Source organism: Micromonospora sp. NPDC047644, from assembly GCF_040704315.1.
In the GTDB taxonomy this organism is placed as follows: domain Bacteria; phylum Actinomycetota; class Actinomycetes; order Mycobacteriales; family Micromonosporaceae; genus Micromonospora.
Genome location: NZ_JBEYSY010000003.1, coordinates 1 through 24,057, shown reverse-complemented (window position 1 = coordinate 24,057; position 24,057 = coordinate 1). Strand labels below are relative to the sequence as shown.

Genomic DNA, 24,057 nt, shown 5'->3' with positions numbered 1-24,057 from the left:
GCAAAAGCGACGGAAACCCGCCTGTACGATGGCGCGTCGTGGCTGTGCCGGTGGTAGACCCTTCGCTGAATCCCGTGACCGACGCCGACCCGGCCGAGGCCGAGTCGACACGGCGGCCTCGACGCCGTCCGGCCCGAGCCGACCTGTTGGCCCTCGGAGCCTATGTGCTGCTGGGCGTCTTCGTCTGCCTCAACTACTGGGGTGACGTCAACGGCCGGGTCTCCTCGCACCTGCCCACCGACCACAGTTGGTTCGAGTGGCTGTTCGCGCACGGCGAGTACTCGGTACGGCACCTGCAGAACCCGCTGTTCACGGCCCGTCAGAACGCCCCGGACGGGGTGAACATGATGGCCAACACCTCGCTGCTCGGGGTGACCCTGCCGCTGGCTCCGCTGACCATGCTGCTCGGCCCCCAGGTGATGTACGCCCTCTACCTGGGCGCGGCGCTGGCGGCCACCGCCGGCACCGGGTACTGGATGCTCTCCCGCCACCTGGTGCGCTCCCGGGCGGCGGCGTTCGTCGGCGGCGCGTTCCTCGGCTTCGCGCCGGGAATCATCCACCACGCCAACGGCCAACCGAACTTCGTCTCCAACTTCCTGCTCCCACTGATCGTGGTGCGGGTGCTGACCCTGGCCGAGCCGGGCCGGTGGCGACGCAACGGCCTCGTGCTCGGTGCGCTGGTGGCGTACCAGATCTTCATCAACGAGGAGATGCTGCTGCTCACCGCGCTGGCCTGCCTGGTCATCGTGGTGGCGTACGCCGTGCAGCGGCCGCGGGCCACCCGGGCCGCCGCCGGCACCTTCCTGGCCGGGCTCGGCGTCGCCGGCGGGCTGGCGCTGGTGCTCACCGCATACCCGATCTGGTTCCAATTCAACGGCCCGCAGTCCTACCGGGGCCTGCAGGGCGGCGTGTTCCACAACTGGGGCGAGGACCTGGTCGCCTTCGTCACCTTCGCCCGGGACACCTGGGCCGGCGACCCGGCGGTGGAGAAGACGATCGGGTTGACCGAGCAGAACACCTGGTTCGGTTGGCCGCTGGTGCTGCTCTCGGTGGTGGCGCTGGTGCTGCTCGTCCGCCGCTCGCTGGCCGCCCGGATCGCCGCGGTGCTCATCGTGGTGTTCAGCGTGGCCGCGATCGGGCCGTTCGTGCGCTTCAACGGTGAGGAGACCGGCGTACGCGGCCCGTGGTCGTACGTGTCGGACGACCTGCCGCTGGTCGAGATGATGATGCCGACCCGGTTGACGCTGGTGGTCGCGGCCGCGGTGGGCGTACTCCTCGCGTTGACCTGGGACGCCGCGCACCGCCAGGGGCGCGCGGTGGCCGACCGGCCGCGGGTGCCGGCCCAGCGCGTCGGCGAAGCGACCCCGGCGACGTCCGACGACGAGCCGGCCGCGCCGGCCGCGACGCGCCGCCGCTGGCTGCGCCCGGTGGGGTACGCGGCGGTCGCCCTCGCCGTGCTGCCGCTCTTCCCCCGCCCGCTGCCCGCCCAGCAGATCGACCCGCCGCCGCACTTCATCACCGCGGGCGGCTGGCGACCGTACGTGCCGGCGGGCCGCACCCTGGTGCCGGTGCCGATCCCGAGCAACGTGCACGGTCTGCCGACGCTGCGGTGGAGTGCGCTGACCGGGCAGGAGTTCCCCGTTCCGGGCGGCTACTTCATCGGCCCGAACGAGCTGGGTGAGGGGGTCTTCGGCGCGCCGAACCGGCCGACCAGCACCCTCATTTACTCCACCATGGACAGTGGCACGGTTCCGGCGCTGACCGACGAGAACCGCCGCCAGACCGTCGAGGACCTACGGTTCTGGCGGGCGTCGGTGGTGGTGCTCGGGGCGCACCCCCGCGAGGCGGTGCTCCGTGAGCTGGTCACCGCCCTGATCGGGCCACCGCAGCGGGTCGACGACGTCTGGGTCTGGGACGTGCGCGCCCTGGTGGGTTAGTCAGCCGACCCGGTCCCGGACGTCCCACAACCATCCGCCGTCGACCGGTCGGCCTGGGCCGAGCAGGTCGTCGACGGTTCGGCGGACCGGGTCACCGTGCTCCAGGTGCCCGAGGACGACCACCGCGGCACGCCAGTGCCGCAGGTCCTCGACCGCCTGGCGGCGGTCGGCGTCGTCGAGCACCGGCACCACGCCGGTCTCGGCGACCTGCCGCAGCAGCACCGACGTGGGCCGGTCCGGCGCGCCCCAGCGGGCCGCCGGGTCGGCCGGGCCGCTGGGGCCGATGAAGTAACCGCCCGGCGCGGCGAACGCCAGGCCGGTACGGGCGGACCAGAGCATCGCCGGGCTGCGCCCGGCACCGGTGACCGGGGGCACCGCGACCACCGTCCGGCCGGGCGGCACCATAGGACCCCAGCCACCAGCCGCGACGAACGCCGGCACGGGCGCGACCGGCACCACGCGGATCGGCGTCGGAAACAACGGCAGCAACGCGGCGGCGACCGCGCCGGCCCACAGCAGCCGCACCGGTAGGCCCGGCGCCACATCCGGCCCCCGCGCGGCCCGGACCCGGTCCACTGACAGCGCCACCAGCACCCCCAGCACCGGTACGCAGACCAGCGCGAACCGGGCCGGCACCGCGAGATCGAGCAACGGCAGCCCGCCGACCAGCCGGTACAGCCCCGGAATGCCGGTGGCCGCACCGTCCACCCGCAACTCGTCGCCGAGCGGGAGCAGGGCGAAGACCACGCCGCAGGCGGCGAGCGCTCGGACCAGCGGTCGTCGCCACTGCCAGATCACGATCACCACGGCGAGCACCAGCAGGCCCGGGCCGAAGAACGAGTTCTCCTCGGTCGGATTCGGCGAGAGCAGCCCCGGCAGCCAGTCGTCACCCAGCACGGTCTGCCGGGCCGACGCGGTGAACGAGGCGACGTCCAGTTGGAAGCCCTGCGTGGCGAACGCCATCCCGGAGTAGTGCTGCGGGCCGTGGAACTGGAACCACAGCGGGTACGCCAGCGGCACCCCCGCCACGCCGGCCGCCACCGCGAGCCGGCCGAAGAGGGCCGGTGCCAGCCGCCGTGCGGCCACCCGGTCGGCGAGCGCGTAACCCAGCGCGAAGACGCCGGCCGCGAGCACCAGGAAGACCAGCACCTCCTCGCCGATGAAGACCTGCCAGACGAGCAGCAGCCCCAGGCCGACGCCGGGCCGCCACACGCCGTGCAGCCTCGTCTCCGCGGCCGGCCGGAACACCAGGGCGAGGATCGCGGGCACCAGGAACTGGGCGGCGATGTGCAGGTGGGCCCCCGCCTGGGCGATCATGCCCGGGGCGAAGCCACAGATCAGCCCACCCACCGCGGCCGGGGCCCGGGTGCCGACCAGCCGGCGGCGCAGCAGCACGTACCAGGCGACGGCGGTCCCGGCGAGGCAGCAGACGACCGCCACGCAGAACGCCACCTGCGAGCCGAAGAGCACCGTGACCGGGGTGAGCGGAACACCCAGGCCGAGCACCGACGTGTTCGCCATCAGGTTGACCCCGTCGGGCGCGTTCAACCCGGTGCTGAAGAGCGGGTTCTCCCCCTCGACCACCGCATGTGCCGCGTGAGCCAGCATCCACTCGAAGAGGATCTGGTCACCCGCCTGGTGGAACAGCCGCCACGGGTGACCCCACTGCCCGCTGGTCAGCAGCACCGCGAGACCCAGATAGCCGGCCACCACCAGCGCGTCCCGCAGCCAGCCCGCGCGGGACGCGCCGACCGTCGCCGGAGGTGGGATGTTCGGGGACGTCGTCCCGGTGGTCATCAGACCGAACGGTCGGTGAGCGTCCGCACGTCCCAGACCCAGACGTCCAACTCCTGGCGGCCCGGACCGACCAGCTCCTCGACGGTACGTCGCAGTGGCTCGACGTTCTGCTGCCGCACCGGCAGCACCAGGATCGCCGCCCGCCAGTGCCGCAGCTCGTCGGCGAAGCGCCGACGCTGCCGGTCGTCGAGCTTGGGCGTACGGCCGGTGGTCGCCACCTCCTCCAGCAGCTGACCCACCCCGCTGGGACGGCCGCCGAACCGACCCGGGTCACCGGTGTTGCCGTTGCGGGGCGCGAGGAAGTAACCGCCTGGGATCTTGAAGTCGAGGTTGGTGGACGCCGCCCAGCGCATACCGTGCGTGTTGCCCATGCTGGGCACCGGGATCGGCACCAGCGTCTGGTCCGGCCCGACGTACGCCCGCCACCGGTCCGCCGTGATGAAGTCCGGCACCGGCGGCCGGGAGACCATCCGCAGCGGCATCGGTGCGATCGGCAGCAGCGCGAAGGCCAGGCCCGCGGCGGTCAGCACCCGGACGGTACGCCGGTCGGCCGGGCGTAGCGCCCAGGCCCGCTCGACGGCGAGCGCCAACAGCAGGCCGATCACCACGCTGGTGATGAGCCCGAACCGGGTCGGCACCACCGCGTCCAACAGCGGCAGGTGGACCAACCACTGCCACGGCCCGGTGATCAGCTCACGGTCCCACCAGGAGACCCGCTCGCCGAGGGACAGCACGGCGAAGAACACGCCGGTCGCCGCGAGCGCCCGAACGATCAACTCCCGGCGCAGCCAGACCACGATGCCGATGGCCAGCATCGACAGGCTCCAGCCGAAGAAGGCGTTCTCCTCGGAGTAGTTCGGCGCCAGGTTGATGTTGGCTCGCTGGTTGCCGCCGAGGGTGGGCGAGCCGGGGGCGAAGAAGGCCGCGATGTCGTTGCCGTAGTCCTTCACCGCGTCGCTGAGCCCGTGGTAGGCCATCGGCCCGGCGAACTGCACGTAGAGCGGGTACGCCAGCAACGCCCCCGCCAGCAACGCGCAGGTCAACACGCCGGCGCCCAGAGGTCGCCATGCCGCCCGCCACCGGGCCGGCTCCTGGGCCAGCACCGCCAACAGGAAGACGCCGCAGGCCAACGCCGTGAAGAGCAGGATCTCCTCGTTGATGAACGCCTGCGCGGTGACCAGCAGGGCGAGCAGTGCCCCGTCCCGAATCGGTCTTCCGGAGCGGGTGAGCACCAGCACCCGCCACACGATGAACGGCAACAGGAACTGGCTGATGATGTTCGGGTGCCAACTGGCGTGCGAGAGCATCGCGGGCGAGAACCCGCAGAACCAGCCGCCGACCGCCGCCGCGAGCGGGGTACGCACCAGGTGGCGGGAGAGCATCAGGTACCAGGCCATCGCGGTGCCGGCGAGCCCGAGCGTGACCAGCACCACGAAGGAGACCGCCGGCCCGAAGAGCAACGTCACCGGAACCATCGGGATGCCCAGCGCCAACACGGCGGTGTTGGCCATCAGGTTGACGCCGTCGGGGTAGTTGAACTGCTCGGTGTAGAACGGGTACTCGCCGTGCAGCACCACGCGTACCGAGTGGGCGAGGAAGAACTGCACCTGCGCCGGGTCACCGGTGTAGAGCGAGGCCACCCGACCGGAGGGGTCCAGCCAGATCCGGCTGGTCACCCAGAGCGCGGCGAGCAGGAACAGCCCGCCCACCGCCAGGTGCTGCCGACGCCGGGTCCACCGGCGCCACCGCGCTCGCGTCGGCACCGCGCTCTCGGCCGACGTTTCAGACTCGGCGGGCGTTCCGGAGGTGGCCGGCGTCTCGGGCTCGGCCGGCGTCTCGGGCTCGGCCGGCGGTGTGGCGGGCTTGGTCGGCGTTTCGGGCCTGGCCGGCGCTGCGGCGGCGTCGGCCGGGGTTTCGGGCTTGGCCGGTGCTGTGCTGGGGACGGCGAGCGCGGGCGGGCCGGCGAAGAGCCCGGCCGGTGTGCGGTAGCTCACCAGCTCGGCGGAGTCGTCTACCGCCTCCGGGTGCGGCGCGGGCAGGGCGCGGGACTCGGCAGGCGTCACAGTCGGCGGAGTCTACCGGAGCAACCAAAACGCCCTAAACCCCCGGTGCCGTCCATTGTGGTGGCTCGGGTGGCGGCCAACTGAGGCGTCGCATCGGACATCTCGTACTATGGCGCTTTCCGACAGCGACGGCGAGCGATCGGGGGCGGGCCAGGTGACTCCAGGCCGTCGGTACGGCAGGGCGCTTCCCGTCCTGCTGAGCGCGCTGCTGGCCGGCACGGCCTGCGGTCCGGTAGCCGAGCGGAAGCCGCAGGACCTCCGGGTCGGTTACGACAGCCTGGACGGCACGCTCGCTGTGTGGCCGCCCCGCGGCGACCTCTCCGGGGACGCGGCGGCGACGGCGGCGGTCACCACGGCGGTCCGGAGCTGGCGGTCGCCGGCCGACGACCGCGCGCACCTGCCCTCGTCGGGCATCCTCTTCTCCGGTCGGGTCGACGGCGTCCCGGTGGCCCTGGTGGCCGCCGACGTGCCCGGCGAAAGCGCGTCCTGGCTTCTGCAACTGACTCGTGAGGGCGACCGGTACGCGGTGACCCGCGCCGCCGAGTACACCGACCCGGGTTACCTCGTCTACTCCGACGTGCTGCCGGTGCAGACTGCCGGCGGCCGGCGTTACCTGGTCTCTTCCCGGGTGCAGAGCCTCCTCGGGCCCAAGGATCGGACGCTGACCATCGCGGACGGTCTCAGCGCACCGGTCGACGTGCCGTCCTGCACGGCCGTCGGCGTGACCGCAACCCTGCGAACCACGGAGTCCCTCCCCCGTGGACGCGCCGCCGACCGACTGCTCGACCTGGGCACCGGCACCGTCGACCCGCGCTACCCGTTGGTCCGCGACGAGTCCGGCACCGGCCGGCGGGCGCTCACTGGTCTGGACACCTGCGTGCTGTCCGGCGACCGGGGCCCCTTCGGCAGCATCCCGCGCCGGATCGGGGACCGGGACGCCCCACGCTCGGTGCCGACGTCCTGGCCGATGGCGAAGCTCACCGTGCGCTCGCTCGGCGAAGTCGCCCTCGGTGGCGGCGAGCCGGCCGAGTTGCAGCAGCTCAGCTGGGACACCGACGCCGGCGCGATGACGGCGGTGATCTATCGACCGGCCGACGGGAGCGCGCCCGTCGTCTCACCCGCCGACCGGGCCACCCCGTTGCAGGCGTACCAGCTGCCGGTACCCGGTCAGCCGCTGGTGGTGCTGAGCTGGCGGGCCACCCGGGACAGCTCCCTGTCCGTCCCGCCGGGCACTCCCCTGCTCGTCGAGCGCCCCGGCCTGGTGGTCGTTCCCGCCCCGGCCCGCTCCCAGACCTACAGCCTCGCCAACACCGACAAGACCCACTACCGCTCAATCTCCCCCCGCTAACCCACCCCACCCCGCCGGTCCCCCCTCGCCCCGCCCGCCCCGCTCGCCCCCGCTCGCCCCGCTCGCCCCGCTCGCCCCCGCGATCTTGCACTTTCTGTGCCGACAAAACGGGCTCAAGGCGCATTACGCCGACCGAAAGTGCAAGATCGGCGCAGGCAGGGGGCTCGGGCGGGGCAGTGGGGTCGGGAAGGCTGGGCGGTGAGGGTGAGAGGACTGGGGGGCGGGTGGAGGTGGGGTGTATCGGCGACGCCAGGCACCCGCAACACCGCCCCGCACCCCGGCGCGCTCCCTGCCACCCCTCCAAGAGAGCCGATCATGGAGTTGTGGTGGGCAACTGCTGGCCATATGCACCTTTTGCGGGGCACCACAAGTCCTTGATCGACGCAGCCGAGGCGGGCCTGGGGGGGCTCGGTCGCCCCGGGCTGAGTGGTGCGGGGTGCAGGTTGCGGGGCTGGGGCGGCCGGAGGACTAAAGGGCTTGGGCGCTGCGGGGTGCGGGGCTGGGGCGGCCGGAGGGCTGAACGGCTCGGGCGCTGTGGGGGGTGGGTTGAGGGGTGGGGGCCGGGGTGGATATGCGAACGGCGGGCGCCCCTCGGGACGCCCGCCGTTGGTCGTTCTCGTCAGTTTTGTGCGGCCGCGTCGCTGGGGGTGAGGCGGTCCGGGGTGGCGTCCAGGCCGGAGATCCAACCGGTGACGTTGCGGGCCACGTCCTGAGCGGTCAGGCCCAGGTCGGCGAGGATCTGCGCGCGGGTGCCGTGCGGGTGCCAGTCGGCCGGTACACCCAGGTCCTTGAGCGGCACCCGGACGTCGGCGTCGCGCATCGCCTGGGCGAGCGCGTCGCCCACCCCGCCGACCCGTACGCCGTCCTCGACGCTGACCACGAGCCGGTGGCGGGCGGCCAGGTCGACCAGTTCCGCCGGGACCGGACGCACCCAGCGGGGGTCGACGACGGTGACGCCGTAGCCCTGCTCGGCGACCCGGGCGGCCACCTCCATGCCCAACTGGCCGAAGGAGCCGACGGCGACGAGCAGCACGTCGGTACGGGCGGACTCGGCCAGCACGTCGACGGTGCCGACCCGGCGCAGTGCCGGCAGGTCCGCGGCGACCGCGCCGGTCGGGAACCGCACCACTGTCGGGCCGTTGTCGACGGCCAGCGCCTCGCGCAGTTCCTCGCGCAGGGTGGCGGCGTCGCGGGGAGCGGCGATCCGCAGCCCCGGCACCACCCCGAAGACCGACATGTCCCAGATGCCGTAGTGGCTGGGCCCGTCCGGGCCGGTGATGCCCGCCCGGTCCAGCACGAAGGTCACCGGGAGCTTGTGCATCGCCACGTCCAGCAGAACCTGGTCGAAGGCGCGGTTGAGGAAGGTGGCGTAGACCGCGACCACCGGGTGCAGGCCACCGAGCGCCAACCCGGCCGCCGAGGTGGCCGCGTGCTGCTCGGCGATGCCCACGTCGTACACCCGCTCGGGGTACTTGCGGGCCAGCTTGGCGATGCCGGTCGGCTCGGCCATGGCGGCGGTGATGCCCACCACGTCCGGGCGCTCGTCGGCGACGGCCAGCAGCTCGTCGGCGAAGACGTGCGTCCACTTCACCGACGGGGCGGCCAGCAGCGCGCCGGTCTCCACGTCGAAGGCGCTGCCGGGGCCGTGCAGGCAGTCGGCCTCGTCCTCCTCGGCGGGACGGTAGCCGTAGCCCTTGCGGGTGACGGCGTGCACGATGACCGGGCCGCCGAAGTTCTTGGCCGCGCGCAGCGCCGCCTCGACCGCCCCCACGTCGTGCCCGTCCACCGGGCCCACGTACTTGATGCCCAGGTCCTCGAACATCGCCTGCGGGGCGACCGCGTCCTTGATGCCCTTCTTGACCGCGTGCAGCACCTCGTACATCGGCTTGCCGACGAGCGGCGTGGAGCCGAGGGCGTCCTTGACGGTGTCGAGGACCTTCTCGTAGCCGGGGTTGAGCCGCAGCGAGGAGAGGTGGTCGGCCAGCCCGCCGATGGTCGGTGAGTAGGAGCGGCCGTTGTCGTTGACCACGATCACGAGGGAGTTGCCGGCGGTGGCGATGTTGTTCAGCGCCTCCCAGCACATGCCGCCGGTCAGCGCGCCGTCGCCGACCACGGCCACGACGCTGCGCGCCTCGCCCCGGAGGGCGTACGCCTTGGCGAGGCCGTCGGCGTAGGACAGCGCTGTGGAAGCGTGCGAGTTCTCGATGAGGTCGTGCTCGCTCTCCGCCTGGCTGGGGTAGCCGGAGAGGCCACCGCGCTGGCGGAGCTTGTCGAAGCCGGCCTGACGCCCGGTGAGGATCTTGTGTACGTACGCCTGGTGGCCGGTGTCGAACAGGAGCCGGTCCCGGGGTGAGTCGAAGACGCGATGCATGGCGAGCGTCAGCTCGACCACACCGAGGTTGGGCCCGACGTGCCCGCCGGTACGGGAGACCTTGGTGATCAGGAAGTCCCGGATCTCGGCGGCGAGGACGTCCAGCTCCTCGCCGGACATCCGCTTCACGTCCTGCGGACCGCGAACCGTCCCCAGCAGCCGGCCGTGGTTGGCCGTGTCCTCTTCAACACTCATGACCGGAGAGTCTATCGGCCCCCCGGTACTCCGCAGCCCGGCCCGAGCCCCAGGCACCCCGGCCGGGCCGGGAGTGGGTGGCTGAGCACCCGGTCAGGTGCCAGGCGGCGGGTTCTACCGCGCGTCCGGGGGAAGCAGCAGCCCGACCTGCTCGACGTGCTGCGTCATCGGGAAGAGGTCGAAGCCCCGCAGCGCCGCCAGTCGCCAACCGAGGTCGGCGAAGGTACGCACGTCCCGGGCGAAGGCGGCCGGGTCACAGGCCACGTACGCGACCGCCCGCGGGCCCGCGGCGACCAGCGCGCGGACCACCTGGGCGCCGGCCCCGGAGCGCGGCGGGTCGAGCACCACCACGTCGACCGGGCCGGTGATCCGTCGGCGGGCCAGCGCGGTCTCCACCCGGGCCGACACCACCTCGACGCTGGGCTGGTCGGCGAGGTTCTCCCGGGCGGCGGCGACACCCTGCGCCGCCGCTTCGACGAGGGTCACCCGGCCGGTCGCGCCGACCCGTGCGGCCAGACCGGCGGCGAACAGCCCGGCGCCGCCGTAGAGGTCCCAGGCGACCTCGCCCGGCTGCGGGTCCAGCAGCTCCAGCACGGCAGCGGAGAGGGCGTCCGCGGCGGCGGGGTGCACCTGCCAGAACGCGGACGCGGGCAGCGTCCAGTCCCGTCCGGCGGCGACCTCGCGGACCTCGGTCGGGCCACTGACCGGGGCGGGCGCCCCGTCGCGGATCTCCGTGACGGTCACGTCCCCGCCGGTGCTGGCGACGGTCTCCACCGCCTCGGCGGCCGGCCAGCGCGCCCCGCTGGTAATGAGCACCGGCAGCTCTTGGATGGCCGGGTGGGCGATCCGGCAGCGGTCGATCGGGACCACCTCGTGCGAGCGGTGCTTGAGCAGGCCGGCACGGTTGGCGGCGTCGACCGCGTAACGGACCCGGGAGCGCCAGCCCAGCAGCCCACCGGGCAACGCCTCGACGCGCACGCCGAGCCGGTCCAGCTCGTCATCGGTCAGCCCACCGAGGCGGACCAACTGCTCGCGGACCACTGCGGTCTTCCAGGCCAGCTGGGCGGCCGGCGCGACGTGCTGGAGGTCGCAGCCCCCGCAGGCACCCGGCCTCGCGTACGGGCAGGGCGGCTCGACGCGGTCCGGTGAGGGCTCGAGCACTGTCACCGCGTCGGCCCGGACGAACCCCCGGTGCACCTCGGTGACCTCGGCGACGACCCGCTCACCCGGCAGCGCGTGCCGGACGAAGACCACCTGCCCGTCCACCCGGGCGACACAGTGCCCGCCGGGCGCGACCGCGTCGACGGTCAGCTCGACCCGGTCCGTCTCGGCCGGGCCCCGCTCGAACGCCGGTGACGCCGACGCGGACGGCGTCCCGGTTGCCGCGGTCCGCTGACCGCCGGGCTCAGTCACGAGTGTTCCCCATCGTTGCGCTGTTCTCGGGCCCATCCTCACCGGGCGGCGTGGCAGCCACCGGCGATGCGGCGAGCGGTGGCGGCACGGCGCTGCGTGGTCCACGCGCCGGTGTCCGGGACAGTGTGGCGTCCAGCCGGTCCAGGTTCTTGCTCGCTGTCGACGCGAGCTGCCACGGCACGCTGACCACCATGACTCCCGGTTCGAAGAGCAGCCGGCCCTTGAGGCGCAGGGCGCTCTGGTTGTGCAGCAGGTTCTCCCACCAACGGCCGACCACGTACTCGGGGATGAACACGGTGACCACGTCCCGGGGCGACGTGCGGCGGGTGGAGGCGACGAAGTCCAGGATCGGGCGGGTGATCTCCCGGTACGGCGAGTCGATCACGGTGAGCGGGATCGCCATCTCCCGTCGCTCCCAGTCGGCCTGCAGGTCCCGGGTGTCCTTCTCGTCCACGTTGACCGTCACCGCGGTGAGCGTGTCCGGCCGGGTGGCGCGGGCGTAGGCGATGGCCCGCAGCGTCGGCTGGTGCAGCTTGCTGACCAGCACGATCGCGTGGTTGCGGGCGGGCAGCACGGCCCGGCCCTCGTCCGGTGGGGTCAGCTCGACGGCGATCCGGTCGTAGTGCCGGCGGATCGCCAGCATCAGCACGTAGATCACCGCCATCGCGGCGATGGCGATCCAGGCGCCGAGCAGGAACTTCGTGATCAGGACGATCACCAGCACCGCGCCGGTCAGGCCCGCGCCGAAGGTGTTGATGGCGCGCGAGCGCTGCATCCGGCGGCGCGCCTCCGGGTCCCGCTCGGTGCGCAGGTGCCGGTTCCAGTGCCGGATCATGCCGGCCTGGGAGACGGTGAACGAGACGAAGACCCCGACGATGTAGAGCTGGATGAGTCGGGTCACCTCGGCCTGGAAGCCGACGATCAGCACGATCGCGAAGACGGCCAGGAAGACGATGCCGTTGGAGAAGGCCAGCCGGTCGCCCCGGGTGTGGAACTGGCGGGGCAGGTAGCGGTCCTGGGCGAGGATCGAGCCGAGCACCGGGAAACCGTTGAACGCGGTGTTCGCGGCCAGGAAGAGGATCAGGGCGGTCATCCCGGCCACCACGTAGAGCAGGATCGACCCGGAGCCGAAGACCGTCTCACCGAGCTGGGTGGTGACCGTCTTCTGCACGTACCCCTCGGGGCCGGTAACGATCTGGAGGCCCGGGTCCTCCACGAACTGGAGGTGGGTCAGCCGGGACAGCCAGATGATCCCGACCAGCATGCTCACCGAGATGCCGCCGAGCAGCAGCAGGGTGGTGGCGGCGTTGCGGCTCTTCGGCGCCTTGAACGCCGGCACCCCGTTGGAAATCGCCTCGACACCGGTGAGCGCGGCGGCGCCCGAGCTGAACGTCCGCAGCAGCAGGAAGACGAGCGCGAAACCGGTCACGCTGTGCTCGGCCTGGATCACCAGGTCGGCGCTCGGCGCGCGCAGCTCGTCACCCATGACGAAGACCCGGAACAGACCGGTGAGCAGCATCCCACCCATCACGATCACGAAGCCGTAGGTGGGGATGGCGAACGCCGTGCCCGACTCGCGCAGACCGCGCAGGTTGACCGCGCTCAGCAGGACGACCGCGATCACCGCGATCAGGACCTTGTGGGTGGCCACGAACGGCACCACCGAGCCCAGGTTGGCCACGCCGGAGGAGACCGACACGGCCACCGTGAGCACGTAGTCGACCAGCAACGCGCTGGCCACCCCGACGCCGAACTTCGGACCCAGGTTGACGGTGGCCACCTCGTAGTCGCCGCCACCGGACGGGTAGGCGTGCACGTTCTGCCGGTAGCTCGCCACCACGGTCAGCATGACCACGACCACGGCCAGCGCGATCCACGGCGAGAAGACGTACGCGGAGGCACCGGCGATGGAGAGGGTCAGCAGGATCTCGTCGGGCGCGTACGCGACGCTGGACAGCGCGTCGGAGGCGAACACGGGCAGCGCGATGCGCTTCGGCAGGAGGGTGTGCTGGAGCCGGTCGGACCGGAACGGTCGACCGAGAAGAAGCCGCTTCAGCAGCGAGGTGGGACTGGCCACGAACGCCAAGAGTACGACCACCACGGCGGGGGCGCGGGGGTGGGCGATCACCGCTGCTCGCGACGGCGGGGTACGGTCGGTCCCCGCTCGTGACCGGGACGTGGCAGGCTCGCACTCGAAGACCACCGGCAGCGGGAGCGGTACGCACCTTGGGAGGGACAGCGTGCACGTCGTGATCATGGGATGTGGTCGGGTCGGGTCGACGCTCGCCCACAGCCTGGAGTCCCGAGGGCACTCGGTGGCGGTGATCGACCAGGACGCCGACGCCTTCCGCCGGCTCGGCCCCGACTTCGCCGGGATCACCGTGACCGGGGCCGGTTTCGACGGCGAGGTGCTCCGGCAGGCCGGCATCGAGCGCGCGGACGCCTTCGCGGCGGTGTCGAGCGGCGACAACTCCAACATCATCTCGGCCCGGCTGGCCCGCGAGACGTTCGGCGTGTCCCGGGTCGCCGCCCGCATCTACGACCAGCGCCGGGCGCAGGTCTACGAGCGGCTGGGCATTCCCACCGTGGCGACCGTGCGGTGGACGGCGGACCGGATGCTGCGACACCTGGTCCCGGAGGGCAACGTGGAGATCTTCCGCGACCCCACGAGCACGGTGTCGATCGTCGAGGTGCCCGTACACAAGGACTGGATCGGCCGACCGGTGCGGACGCTGGAGGACGCGACCGGGGCGCGGGTGGCCTACCTGATCCGCTTCGGCATCGGCACGCTGCCCACCGGCTCCACCGTCATGCAGGAGGGTGACCAGGCGTTCATGCTGGTCAGCGATGACATCGTGGCGACTGTCACGTCGGTGGCGGCGACGCCGCCGGAAGGAGGGCACTGAGCCATGCGGGTCGCCATCGCGGGCGCGGGCAACGTGGGCCGCTCGATCGCCCAGGAGTTGATCGACAACGGCCACCAGGTGATGTTGATCGAGCGTCAACCCAAGATGCTTCGCCCGGACCGGGTGCCGGCCGCCGAGTGGGTGCTGGCCGACGCGTGCGAGGTGAGCAGCCTGGAGGAGGCCGACGTCGCCGGCTGCGACGTGGTGGTCGCGGCGACCGGCGACGACAAGACCAACCTGGTGCTGTCGCTGCTGGCCAAGACCGAGTTCGCGGTGCCCCGGGTGGTCGCCCGGGTCAACCGGGCCGAGAACGAGTGGCTGTTCACCGAGCAGTGGGGCGTGGACGTCGCGGTGAGCAAGCCGCGGGTGATGGCCGCGCTCGTCGAGGAGGCGGTCACCGTCGGCGACCTGGTCCGGCTGATGACCTTCCGACAGGGCGAGGCGAACCTCGTCGAGATCACTTTGCCGCCGACCGCCCCGTACGTCGGTGAGCCGATCCACGCCGTGCCGCTGCCCCGGGACGCCGCGCTGGTGGCCATCCTGCGCGGCAAGCGGGTCCTGGTGCCCAGCCCGGACGACCCGATCGAGGCCGGGGACGAGCTGATCTTCGTCTGCACCGCCGAGGTGGAGGACGCCGTCCGCGCGGTGATCCTCGGAGCGGACAGCGTCGAACGGACCCGCGGCTCACGCTGACCCCACGGGGCACTGAGCGGCCGGCCGCCCGACGTCGCTCAGGCGCTGGGCAGCGGGGTCGGCGGGGACTCCCGGGTGACCCGGCGCACCGTCCAGACCGTGATCAGCAACAGCAGCGCGTACGGCGGGTAGCCCAACGCCAGCCGGGCCACGCCCAGCGCGGTGTCCTGGTGGGCCAGGTAGAGCCCCGCCTGCACGCCCACCTTGGCCAGCCAGACCACGCCCCAGAGCACCGTCAGCTGGGTGAACGTGCGCACCAGCTTCGGGTCGGACCGCCACTCCGAACGGCCCTTGGCCACCAACACCGACCAGATCCAGCCCACCAACGGCTGCCGGATCGCGGCCGAGATCAGCAGGGCTACGCCGTAGCCGATGCCGTAGAGGATGCCGGGGAGGTAGAAGTCACGCTCGTCGCCGGTGCGCCACGCGATGGCCGCGCCGACACCGACGCCGAAGAGCCCGTTGACGGCGTGCCGGATCGGTCGACGCTGGGCCAGCCGCAGCCCCGCGATCAGCAGGGCGACCGCGATCGACGCGATCACCGCCGGCCGCAGCTCGCCGATGATGTTGGCGACGACGAACACCACGACCGGGATGCTCGACTCGACCAGCCCTCGCCAGCCGCCGAGCTGGTCGGCCATCTGCTCGGCGATCGTCGGCAGCGGCTCCTCGTCCTGAGGGTCGGTATCCGGCTGTGCCGCCCGGTCCTGTCCCGTCGTCATCGCCGGCCTTCCGTCCGCAGTGCCGTCACTTGGGCGAGTCCAGCTCGTAGTAGGGGTTGTAGATGACCTTGCGATCGTCCCGCACGGCCACCCGGCCACGGGCGGTCAGATGCCGCCCCGGCTCGATCCCGGCGATGTGCCGTCGCCCCAGCCAGACCAGGGTGACCACGTCACTGCCGTCGTACAGGTCGGCCTCAAGGGTGGGCAGGTTGGTGCGCGGCGTGTAGACCACGGTGCGCAGCCGACCGGCGACCGAGACCAGTTGACCCCGGGAACACTGCTGGGCGGGGATCCCGCCGCACTCGGCGCTCTCCCGACGCAGCTCCTGCGCGTCGATCTCGGCCTCGCTGGCGGTGAACCTCTGCAGGATGCGCCGCAGCGACACCCGGCCCTCGTCGGTCGTCATGACCTCCGCGTCACCCTCTCCACGCTCGCCGTCCCCGGCCGGCCCCGGCGGCGCCGGAACCGTGCCGCCAGCGTACGCCGACAGGGCTGGTTCCGGCGGGCCGGTGCGCGCCGGTCAGACCTGACGCGGCGCGGCGGCAGCGTCGCCCGCCTCGGCCCCGGCCTGGTCGGCGATCTCCCGAGGCAGCCGCAGCGGCAGGGGCTCGCGGACCGGCTTGGCCTCCTGCCCACGGTCGACCACCAGGCCGTCCAGGCACTCGACGAGCGGACCGGCCATGGCCGGATCGGTGGCCACCGGGCCCTGGAAGACGCCCCGGACCATCCAACGCGGCCCGTCGACTCCGACGAACCTCAGGTTCGTCACGCCGTCCGGCGTGTTCACCTGTGCGTGCAGCTCCGGGCCGTACTCGCCGGCGACCTCCTGCGCGCTCGCGCCGTCGCGGAGCAACGACTGCCGGATCTCCTCGCGCACCTCGTCCCAGATGCCCTCGGACCGGGGGGCGGCGAAAACGCCCAGCTGGAGCGCGTTGTCACCGTGCACCAGCACCACCTGCTGGATCACACCCTGCGGGTCGGCCTGCACCCGCACCTCGACGTCGGCGATCGCCGGGATGTGCAGGCTGCCCAGGTCGAGGCGCTGCACGTCGTCGTAGCTCTCGGAGATGTCGTACGGGCCGCGCTCCAACGTCGGCGTCGCATCGCCCTGGTCCGGGACCTGGGTAGCCCGCTCGTCACGGGTCTGCCGGTCCGCATCGGCCCGCTTTCGGGAGAAGATCACTGCGCCTGCCCTCCGCTGTTCACACTCACCCTGCCACTTCTTCCGTCTGCCCGCGGCCCGGCTCGCTCGGCCGCCGATCGACCCGGTCCTGGCCCGTCGGCGACGGGACCAGCCCGGCGTGCCCACCGGTGGACCCGTGCCCACCGGTCCCGCGCCGGGACGCGGGCAGCTCGACCACCGGCTCGAACCGCGCCCGCGCGACCTGCTGGACCACGAGCTGAGCGATCCGATCGCCGCGGGAGATCTTCGCCGGCACATCCCGATCATGATTGATCAGGTTGACCAGGATCTCACCCCGGTAGCCGGCGTCGACCGTACCGGGCGCGTTGAGCACCGTCACGCCGAGCCTGGCCGCCAGACCGGAGCGGGGGTGGACCAGGCCCACGTACCCCTCCGGCAGCGCGATGGCCACGCCGGTGGGCACCAGGGCACGGCCGCCGGGTGGCAGCTCCACGTCCGCGGCCGCCACCAGGTCGGCCCCGGCATCGCCGGGATGGGCGTACGTGGGCAACGGCAGCTCCGGGTCGAGCAACTGCACAGGCACGGGTACGACGTCGGTCACAGGCCCCTCTTCCGTCCGGTTCGCGGGGTGACCCTGCCATCCTGCCGGTTCGTCGGGCCGCCGTGCGCCGTACCCTCGCAGGAGTGAGCATGTCGCCCTCCCCGTCCGCCGATCAGCCGCCGGTCGCCGCCCGCTCGGCGTACACCGAGCGGTTGGATCTGCCCTGGTGGCTGTGGCTGGCCGGGCTGGTGGCCGCCGCGTTGCTGGCCGTCGAGATCTGGATGGGCGCCTCCGGCGTCCGCGCCTGGCTGCCGTTCGCCGTGCTGATGCCGCTCACCGCGGTGGGGCTGTGGTGGCTGGGCCGGATCCGGGTCGCGGTGGCCGACGCCGAGCTGCGGGTGGACGACGCCCGCCTGCCGGTCCGTTTCGTGGCCGACGTGGTGCCGTTGGACGTGGCCGGCCGACGTGAGGTGCTCGGAGTCGGCGCGGACCCGCTCGCCTTCGTGGTGCAGCGGCCGTGGATCGGCGGTGCCGTGCAGGTGATCCTCGACGATCCCGCGGACCCGACCCCGTTCTGGGTGGTGAGCACCCGCCACCCGGTCGAACTGGCCGAGGCGGTGCTGACCGCACGGGACGCCCTGTCGGCCTCCCACCCGAGGGCGGGCGAGCCGGGCTGACCCGACGCCGAAGGCCCGCTCAGGCGCGGGTCCGACGGCGAAGGGCCGCGCTATTGCCGGTCTGAAGGCGAAGGGCCCGCTCAGGTGCCGGTCGGTGGGCCTGGGAGGGCCGGCGGTGGGGCGGGGCGGGCGATGCCCCGCCGACGCAGGTCCACCTGGAGCTGGTCGGCCATCTGCTGGGTGGCCCGGCGGTTGAGGAAGCTGGCGACCGCCGCTCCGGTCAGGAACGGCCCGAGCGTGGTGAGGTTGCGACCGAAGCGCCGCAGCAGCATGTCCCGCAGCTCCTTGCGGGCGGCGGTGCCGAGCACCGCTCCCACTCCCACGCCGGGCACCATCGGGTTGACGCCGCGTTGGGTGGCCCAGGAGTGCACCAGCGCGACCGCCCGTTGGCTGCCGGCGGCCGGTAGCGTCACGCCGTGGATCTCGTGCAGCTCGCCGACGAGCTTCAGCTCCACCGCCACCACGGCCACCGTCTCGGCGGCCAGCAGCACCGGCGCGGAGAGCAGGGTCGGGGCCACGGTCCACTCGACAGCGGCGACGCCTCCACCGGCCGCGCCGATGGCGGCGGTGGTCCTCGACGCGTTACGGATGAGGCGATCGGCCAGGGCGGCGTCGTCCAGGCCGGGGAAGTGCCGGCGCAACGTGTCCAGATCCCGTACCGGCACGTGCGGGGCGATCTCGGCGACGGTGTCGACCATCCACCGCACGGCGGCGCGGGGCTTGAACAGGTCGGAGATGCCCCGCGCACGGGCCTGCCCGACCATCCGGGTCAGAAGTTGGCGGCGTCGTGCCGGCGCGATGTCGTCCGCGGTCAACGCCGCGACCGTGGCGCCGAGGTCGTCCGAGCCACCGTCGGCGCCGAGGTCGTCAGTGCCACGGGTGGCACTGAGGCCGTCCGTGCCACGGGTGGCACCGAGGCCCTCCGTGCCGCCCTCGGTGGTGCCGCCTCGATCGCTCATCGGACCTCCCGGTGCTGTGGCTACCCGCTACGAGTCAAGCAGGTACCCACCGCAGCCGCATGCCTACACCGGCAGCGGCGACCCCGTTCAGGAGGCCGCCGCCGGTGTTGTCGTGGTTGTCAGACGCACTCGCGGCAGATCAGCTCGCCGTTTCGCTCGACCGCCAGCTGGCTACGGTGGTGGACCAGGAAGCAGCGGGCGCACCGGAACTCGTCCTGCTGCATCGGAAGCACCTTGACCGTGAGCTCCTCGTCGGCCAGATCGGCACCGGGCAGCTCAAAGCTCTCGGCGACCTCGGCCTCGTCGACGTCCACCGCGCCCGACTGTGAGTCGACGCGCCGTGCCTTGAGCTCTTCCAGGCTGTCCTCGCCGAGGTCGACCTCGTCGCGACGCGGGGCGTCGTAGTCGGTGGCCATCGGTTTCACTCTCCCATATCGATGTTGTCGCTTCCGGTTGTAACGCCGGACGACGCTGTTTCGGTTCCGCTGGCCGGCCATCACTTGTGTCGGGCACCCGACCCGAGGACCGAACAGGTCGAGCCCGCCGGGGCGACTCCCCTGCGAGCGCGGAACCTTACCCCCCCTTGGGCGAGGCATGTATACCGCCCTTGCGGCTGAGATGTACGCCCCCGCACGCGAGATTGTTCCCAATGTGATTCAGGCGACACGAAGATAGGGGTAGTAGTACCCGGTTCGCGGTCGGCGCGCCGGCATGTCGGGCTGTTTCCACGCGACGGCCGGACAACCGTTAACCTCAGCGGCGTATTCGACGGCCGGCGGCCTGAGCGATCGTTCCCGGCCGCCACCACTCACTGAGGTCCGGGGAGCGCCCTGATGAGTTTTGCGCGCGTGCGAGCACTCGTCGTCGTAGGCCTGCTGGCGATCATCGCCCTGGTCTTCGTCGTCGTGGCCGTGGTCCGCGACAGCCAGGGCAACGCGGGCACCGCGGCGGGTTGCCCCGAGGGCTGGCCGCTGGCGGATCTGACCCTGCGCGAGCGCAAGGACGTCAAGATCAACGTTTTCAACGCCACGGACCAGCCCGGCCTCGCCCACACCGTCGCCGACGAGTTCAGCAATCGACAGTTCCAGGTCAAGAAGACCGGGAACGAGAAGAAGGTCGACAGCATCGCGGTGCTGCGGTACGGCCCGAAGGGTGTCGGTTCCGCCCACCTGCTCCAGGCGTACTTCCTCAACAACGCCGTGCCGGGCTACGACCCGAAGCGCGCCGACGACACCGTGGACGTGGTGCTGGGCAACCGCTTCCAGCAGCTCGCCACCACGACCGAGGTCAACCAGTCGCTCGGCGACTCGGGCCCCCCGGAGGCACCCAAGGGCGCCTGCGCGTCCCCACCCGCCAAGTGACGCCGTAACCGGTCCCCCGCAACGCCAGGCCGGCGACCGGCAGCGGCCGGTGCCATGCCATGCCCGACCGCCGGAGCCGGGCCCACCCACCGGAGCCAGGCCCACCCACCGGAGCCAGGCCCACCCACCGGAGCCGGAGCCGGGCCCACCGACCGGAGCCGGAAGGCCGGAACCAGGTGCCAGGAGGGCGGAGCCGGCCACTCAGAGCCGGCTGACCTGGCCCGCCGATCAGGGACCGCCGGCGGCGTCCAGCGCAGCCAACCGGTCGTGCAGCGGCGCGAAGAGCGCAGGAGGGGCCGCGACCACCAGGTCGGGTCCCGGCGGCCGGCCGGCCAGGCCGGCGACCCGGACCCCCGCCTCCGCGGCCACCAGTCCGCCAGCCGCCAGGTCCCAAGCCGCAAGACCCTTCTCGAAGTACGCGTCGAGCCGCCCCTCGGCGACCAGGCAGAGGTCCAGCGCCGCGGCACCGAGCCGGCGGATGTCCCGGACGTGTGCGATCAGCCCGGCCACCACCTGCGCCTGGTGCGCCCGACGGCCGGCGTCGTACCCGAAGCCGGTGCCGACCAGCGCCTGCCCCAGGTCCATTTCGCCGGAGCAGCGCAGCCGCGCACCGTCACGCCAGGCCCCGCCGCCGGCCGTGGCGGTCCATTCCTCGCCGGTGCTCACGTTGCGCACGACCCCGGCAACCACCACCCCGTTCACCTCGGCGGCCAGCGAGACAGCCGAGTACGGCAGCCCGTAGAGGTAGTTCACCGTGCCGTCGATCGGGTCGACGATCCAACGCACTCCGCTGCGCGCCGCTCCGGCTTCCTCGCCGTACTCCTCGCCCAGCACCGAGTCGCCGGGGCGTAGCGCGGCCAACGCGGCGAGGATCTGCCGCTCGACCGCGCGGTCGGCGGCGGTGACCACGTCGGTGACGGTGCTCTTGGTGGCGGCGACGACGACCCCCTCGGCGCGCATCCGGTACGCGGTGTCCGCCGCGTCCCGGGCCACCTTCACCGCGATGGTCAGCAGCTCCGACGGTGTCGTAGCCGAGTTGGTCATGATTCGCCTCTTTCCGCACTCCGGGTGCATGTGAGTGGGTGAAACTACCTCCGAAGATCATCGTTCCCGACGCCGCGCAACGGCGCCAGAGCAGGATCTTTTGGCGTCGGGAACCGCCGTGACGTGGGCGCACCGCACCGTCCACGCAGCTTGAGCGGCCGACCTCCGGCAATATGCCCCTTTCGGTTGGTAATGTCGTTTAAGTGCTTACCACCCTGTCCACGCTCGGCTCACAACCGATGCCCAACCGCGACCTGGTTGGGACGCCACCGGCCGGGCCGACAACGATCACGGTGATCCACACGCGCACCCTCGCAAACGCCACGTCGACCACGTACTGCCTGCTCAAGCGGCAGTTCGGACACGTTGTACGCGCCGCCGGGCGCGACGACGGAAACCCTTCGCCGGCCGCGCGGCTATCATTGCCGCGAAGCCCATATCTCCACCCCACCGACGGTCCCCACCGGCGGTACGCGGTGCGGAGCAGGATGATCGCCGCAGACGGCGTTACAATTCACCCCTGCCCACGCGGCACGGACCGCCGACCACCGGCCGGACCGTGACACGAGGGTCCCTCAACCACATCGCCCGGCACGGTAACCCTCGCTGCGCTGGACGAACCCGCCGTGCCCGCTCTTCGCCTCCGGAAGGTCATTCGTGACAGAACCCCGCCAGCCCGGCGCCGACGTTCGCTCGCTCACCGACACCCTGATCGCCCACGCCCAGAGCGCCGGTGGTCAGCTCACGTCGGCTCAGCTCGCGCGCACCGTCGAGTCCGCCGAGGTGACTCCGGCCCAGGCCAAGAAGATCCTGCGGGCGCTCTCCGAGGCGGGAGTGACCGTCGTGGTGGACGGCTCGGCGAGCACCCGCCGCCGCGTCGCCGCGGCGCGCTCGACCACGCCGGCGTCCCGGGCCACCACCGCCAAGACCACCAAGAAGGCCGCCGCGCCGGCCCCGAAGCAGGCCCCCGCCGGCGACGACGCCCCGGCGACGTCGGCCCCGCGCAAGGTGGCCGCTCGCAAGGTGACCGGTGCCGAGGCCGCAACGGCGACGCCGACGAAGGCGACCAAGTCGACCCGAGCCACCAAGGCGACGGTGGCAGCGGCTGCGGGAGCCAAACCGACCAAGGCTGGCGGCAAGGCCAAGGGCGAGGGCGCCGAGGGCGAGATCGACCCGGAGGAGCTGGCCGCCGCGATCGAGGACGTGGTGGTCGAGGAGCCGGCCGAGCTGGCCCAGGCAGCCGAGACCGACGCCGCCGCCTCGGCGACCGACAACGACTTCGAGTGGGACGACGAGGAGTCCGAGGCCCTCAAGCAGGCGCGACGCGACGCCGAGCTGACCGCCTCCGCCGACTCCGTCCGGGCGTACCTGAAGCAGATCGGCAAGGTTCCGCTGCTCAACGCCGAGCAGGAGGTGGAGCTGGCCAAGCGGATCGAGGCCGGGCTCTACGCCGCCGAGCGGCTGCGGGCCGCCGACGAGGGCGAGGAGAAGCTCGTCCGGGAGATGGTCCGTGACCTGGGCTGGATCTCCCGCGACGGCGAGCGGGCCAAGAACCACCTCCTGGAGGCGAACCTCCGACTGGTGGTGTCGCTGGCCAAGCGCTACACGGGCCGTGGCATGGCCTTCCTCGACCTGATCCAGGAGGGCAACCTCGGTCTGATCCGGGCCGTGGAGAAGTTCGACTACACCAAGGGCTACAAGTTCTCCACGTACGCCACCTGGTGGATCCGACAGGCCATCACCCGCGCCATGGCCGACCAGGCCCGCACCATCCGCATCCCCGTGCACATGGTCGAGGTCATCAACAAACTCGGCCGCATACAGCGTGAGCTGCTTCAGGACCTGGGCCGCGAGCCCACTCCGGAGGAGCTGGCCAAGGAGATGGACATCACACCCGAGAAGGTGCTGGAGATCCAGCAGTACGCTCGGGAGCCCATCTCACTGGACCAGACCATCGGTGACGAGGGCGACAGCCAGCTCGGGGACTTCATCGAGGATTCCGAGGCCGTTGTCGCCGTCGACGCCGTCTCGTTCTCGCTCCTGCAGGACCAGCTCCAGCAGGTGCTGCAGACGCTCTCCGAGCGTGAGGCGGGTGTGGTACGTCTGCGCTTCGGCCTGACCGACGGCCAGCCGCGCACGCTCGACGAGATCGGCCAGGTCTACGGGGTGACCCGGGAGCGGATCCGGCAGATCGAGTCCAAGACGATGTCCAAGCTGCGTCACCCGTCCCGGTCGCAGGTCCTCCGGGATTACCTGGACTGAGCGGGTTTCGTCAACCGAACGTGTCGTTTTGACCACCTGGTGTGCAACACCAGATGGTGATCGTCCGGATGCACGAATGTGATCGTTGACGTGGCACCCTGGGTGCACGGCACACTGTTCCTTCCAGGTGTGACCTCGGTCCCCCGCGGGCACACAGGGAAGGCAGTGCCTAGTAAGGGTGTTGCACGATAGGTGAGCAACGACCGAAGAGATTGTTCATCGGTGACGACCAGAGGAGGAAGGCGATGACCCCGACCCTCACGCCGCCGCCCGTCACGGCGGCTCCCCCAGCCGCCGATGAACGGTGCGACCGCTGCAATGCTGCCGGAAAGCTCCGGATCACTCTTGCGGGTGGGAGCGAGCTGGTGTTCTGCGGGCACCACGCGAACAAGTACGCGGAGGATCTCGTGAAGATCACCGAGCGGTTCGCAACGGAGCCCGATTTCAGCTGGCGTGGCGCCGATCTGATGGCGAACTAAATCCGCAAACCGACATAGCTGACCGGAGGCACCCCGAGGGTGCCTCCGGTCAGCTTTTTCTGCCTGGACACCCCCGCGCCCCGCGCCCCGCGCCCCGCGCCCCGCGCCCCCCGCCCCCCGCCCCCCCCCCCCCCCCCCCCCCCCC

Annotated in this window: 20 protein-coding genes; 8 read left to right on the top strand and 12 right to left on the bottom strand. The window is 72.1% G+C overall.

Annotation, left to right across the window (positions count from 1 at the left end; genetic code table 11):
* Nucleotides 1–74 precede the first annotated feature (74 nt).
* Complete coding sequence (locus AB0877_RS06185) at nucleotides 75–1,937, top strand: hypothetical protein (RefSeq protein WP_366607151.1); 1,863 nt, start codon at nucleotides 75–77, stop codon at nucleotides 1,935–1,937.
* Here the strand turns inward: AB0877_RS06185 and AB0877_RS06180 are convergent, their stop codons facing one another.
* Nucleotides 1,938–3,734 carry a hypothetical protein gene (locus AB0877_RS06180; RefSeq protein ID WP_366607149.1) on the bottom strand — a complete coding sequence of 599 codons (1,797 nt, stop codon included), beginning with the start codon at nucleotides 3,732–3,734 and terminating at the stop codon, nucleotides 1,938–1,940.
* Nucleotides 3,734–5,497 carry a hypothetical protein gene (locus AB0877_RS06175; RefSeq protein ID WP_366607674.1) on the bottom strand — a complete coding sequence of 588 codons (1,764 nt, stop codon included), beginning with the start codon at nucleotides 5,495–5,497 and terminating at the stop codon, nucleotides 3,734–3,736. Before AB0877_RS06175 ends, AB0877_RS06180 begins: the two co-directional genes overlap by 1 nt.
* Before the next feature lie 454 nt (nucleotides 5,498–5,951).
* Between AB0877_RS06175 and AB0877_RS06170 the strand changes: the two genes are divergently transcribed.
* The gene (locus AB0877_RS06170; protein WP_366607148.1) at nucleotides 5,952–7,145 is read left to right on the top strand and encodes a hypothetical protein; all 1,194 of its coding nucleotides are present in this window, start codon (nucleotides 5,952–5,954) and stop codon (nucleotides 7,143–7,145) included.
* A gap of 619 nt (nucleotides 7,146–7,764) precedes the next feature.
* Here the strand turns inward: AB0877_RS06170 and dxs are convergent.
* The 3 genes from dxs to AB0877_RS06155 form a co-directional block, all read right to left on the bottom strand.
* Entirely contained in the window at nucleotides 7,765–9,711 is a 1,947-nt protein-coding gene (gene dxs, locus AB0877_RS06165; RefSeq protein WP_366607146.1) for a 1-deoxy-D-xylulose-5-phosphate synthase, read from the bottom strand.
* A gap of 114 nt (nucleotides 9,712–9,825) precedes the next feature.
* Nucleotides 9,826–11,022, bottom strand: a complete 1,197-nt coding sequence (locus AB0877_RS06160; protein ID WP_366607672.1) for a TRAM domain-containing protein — start codon at nucleotides 11,020–11,022, stop codon at nucleotides 9,826–9,828.
* Between the two features lie 94 nt (nucleotides 11,023–11,116).
* Nucleotides 11,117–13,201, bottom strand: coding sequence for an APC family permease (locus AB0877_RS06155; RefSeq protein WP_366607145.1), 2,085 nt, complete (start codon nucleotides 13,199–13,201; stop codon nucleotides 11,117–11,119).
* A gap of 163 nt (nucleotides 13,202–13,364) precedes the next feature.
* Here AB0877_RS06155 and AB0877_RS06150 point away from each other — a divergent pair, with 163 nt between their 5' ends.
* Nucleotides 13,365–14,030 (top strand): TrkA family potassium uptake protein, encoded by a 666-nt coding sequence (locus tag AB0877_RS06150; RefSeq protein WP_366607143.1) that lies wholly within the window; start codon nucleotides 13,365–13,367, stop codon nucleotides 14,028–14,030.
* 3 nt (nucleotides 14,031–14,033) lie between these two features.
* Nucleotides 14,034–14,723 (top strand): TrkA family potassium uptake protein, encoded by a 690-nt coding sequence (locus AB0877_RS06145; RefSeq protein WP_366607141.1) that lies wholly within the window; start codon nucleotides 14,034–14,036, stop codon nucleotides 14,721–14,723.
* Between the two features lie 38 nt (nucleotides 14,724–14,761).
* Here the strand turns inward: AB0877_RS06145 and AB0877_RS06140 are convergent, their stop codons facing one another.
* From AB0877_RS06140 to dut, 4 genes are all read right to left on the bottom strand, one after another.
* Entirely contained in the window at nucleotides 14,762–15,445 is a 684-nt protein-coding gene (locus tag AB0877_RS06140; protein WP_366607139.1) for a DUF3159 domain-containing protein, read from the bottom strand.
* Nucleotides 15,446–15,470: 25 nt separating this feature from the next.
* Nucleotides 15,471–15,851 carry an OB-fold nucleic acid binding domain-containing protein gene (locus AB0877_RS06135; protein ID WP_124816055.1) on the bottom strand — a complete coding sequence of 127 codons (381 nt, stop codon included), beginning with the start codon at nucleotides 15,849–15,851 and terminating at the stop codon, nucleotides 15,471–15,473.
* A gap of 114 nt (nucleotides 15,852–15,965) precedes the next feature.
* Nucleotides 15,966–16,628 carry a DUF3710 domain-containing protein gene (locus AB0877_RS06130; RefSeq protein ID WP_366607137.1) on the bottom strand — a complete coding sequence of 221 codons (663 nt, stop codon included), beginning with the start codon at nucleotides 16,626–16,628 and terminating at the stop codon, nucleotides 15,966–15,968.
* 25 nt (nucleotides 16,629–16,653) lie between these two features.
* Entirely contained in the window at nucleotides 16,654–17,190 is a 537-nt protein-coding gene (gene dut / locus AB0877_RS06125; protein ID WP_366607135.1) for a dUTP diphosphatase, read from the bottom strand.
* 89 nt (nucleotides 17,191–17,279) lie between these two features.
* Here dut and AB0877_RS06120 point away from each other — a divergent pair, with 89 nt between their 5' ends.
* Nucleotides 17,280–17,807, top strand: coding sequence for a DUF3093 domain-containing protein (locus AB0877_RS06120; protein ID WP_366607670.1), 528 nt, complete (start codon nucleotides 17,280–17,282; stop codon nucleotides 17,805–17,807).
* Nucleotides 17,808–17,887: 80 nt separating this feature from the next.
* On the opposite strand, the gene AB0877_RS06115 is transcribed toward AB0877_RS06120, so the two are convergent.
* Together AB0877_RS06115 and AB0877_RS06110 are read right to left on the bottom strand one after the other, a co-directional pair.
* A complete protein-coding gene (locus AB0877_RS06115) occupies nucleotides 17,888–18,766 on the bottom strand; it encodes a hypothetical protein (protein WP_366607133.1) in 879 nt (292 codons plus the stop codon).
* Nucleotides 18,767–18,885: 119 nt separating this feature from the next.
* The gene (locus tag AB0877_RS06110; RefSeq protein ID WP_007075406.1) at nucleotides 18,886–19,182 is read right to left on the bottom strand and encodes a DUF4193 domain-containing protein; all 297 of its coding nucleotides are present in this window, start codon (nucleotides 19,180–19,182) and stop codon (nucleotides 18,886–18,888) included.
* Between the two features lie 432 nt (nucleotides 19,183–19,614).
* Here AB0877_RS06110 and AB0877_RS06105 point away from each other — a divergent pair, with 432 nt between their 5' ends.
* Entirely contained in the window at nucleotides 19,615–20,127 is a 513-nt protein-coding gene (locus AB0877_RS06105; RefSeq protein ID WP_366607668.1) for a LytR C-terminal domain-containing protein, read from the top strand.
* Between the two features lie 228 nt (nucleotides 20,128–20,355).
* Here the strand turns inward: AB0877_RS06105 and AB0877_RS06100 are convergent, their stop codons facing one another.
* Nucleotides 20,356–21,171 (bottom strand): inositol monophosphatase family protein, encoded by an 816-nt coding sequence (locus tag AB0877_RS06100; RefSeq protein ID WP_366607131.1) that lies wholly within the window; start codon nucleotides 21,169–21,171, stop codon nucleotides 20,356–20,358.
* A gap of 657 nt (nucleotides 21,172–21,828) precedes the next feature.
* Between AB0877_RS06100 and AB0877_RS06095 the strand changes: the two genes are divergently transcribed.
* Both AB0877_RS06095 and AB0877_RS06090 read left to right on the top strand, forming a co-directional pair.
* Nucleotides 21,829–23,433, top strand: coding sequence for an RNA polymerase sigma factor (locus AB0877_RS06095; RefSeq protein ID WP_366607129.1), 1,605 nt, complete (start codon nucleotides 21,829–21,831; stop codon nucleotides 23,431–23,433).
* Nucleotides 23,434–23,678: 245 nt separating this feature from the next.
* Nucleotides 23,679–23,912, top strand: a complete 234-nt coding sequence (locus AB0877_RS06090; RefSeq protein WP_091402071.1) for a hypothetical protein — start codon at nucleotides 23,679–23,681, stop codon at nucleotides 23,910–23,912.
* Nucleotides 23,913–24,057: the final 145 nt, after the last annotated feature.